Annotated in this window: 1 protein-coding gene; it reads left to right on the plus strand. The window is 63.1% G+C overall.

Features of this window, described 5'->3' with window-relative positions:
• Positions 1-16: 16 nt before the first annotated feature.
• Positions 17-700 (plus strand): response regulator transcription factor, encoded by a 684-nt coding sequence (locus EN879_RS37830; RefSeq protein WP_024503826.1) that lies wholly within the window; start codon positions 17-19, stop codon positions 698-700.
• Positions 701-729: the final 29 nt, after the last annotated feature.

A 729-nucleotide genomic window follows, 5' to 3' on the forward strand; every position in this document is an offset into this window, starting at 1 on the left:
AACTGAAATGAACCCCATGACCGCAACCCACGATCGCGCCCGGTTTCTGATCATCGACGACCATCCGCTGTTTCGTGAGGCGCTGCACAGCGCCGTGCAGATGGCCTATCCGGAAGTCGACACGGTGGAGGCGCGCTCGATCACCGAGGCGCTCGATCTTCTGGCCGATGCCAAGCCGTTCGACCTCGCGCTTCTCGACCTCTCGATGCCCGACGTGCACGGTTTTGACGGCCTGCTGCAACTCCGGACCCGCTATCCGCGCCTGCCCGTGGTGATCGTCTCTGGTTACGAGGAGCCGAAGATCATTTCCGAAGCGCTGTCCTATGGCGCTGCCGGCTTCATCCCGAAATCGGCGCGCAAGAGCGACCTCGCCGCAGCCATCCGCTCGGTGATGGAAGGCGCGATCTATGTGCCGGAGACCTACGAAGGCCGGCCGCCGGACGCCGACAGCGCCGACCGCGCCGACATGGTGCAGCGCCTGTCGACGCTAACGCCGCAGCAACTGCGCGTGCTGCAGATGCTGCGCCAGGGCCTGCTCAACAAGCAGATCGCCTACGAGCTGCAGGTGGGAGAGACCACGGTGAAGGCGCATGTCTCGGAGATCCTGCGCAAACTCAATGTCTACAGCCGCACGCAAGCGGTGATCGAGGTGTCGAAGCTGGACAATGCGGAGTTGTTTCGCGATCAGGCTGGGTTTTGAGCTTTTACCCTCCTCCTTGTGGGGAGGGT

It is taken from the genome of Mesorhizobium sp. M7A.F.Ca.AU.002.02.1.1 (assembly GCF_003998535.1).
Lineage (GTDB): Bacteria > Pseudomonadota > Alphaproteobacteria > Rhizobiales > Rhizobiaceae > Mesorhizobium > Mesorhizobium ciceri.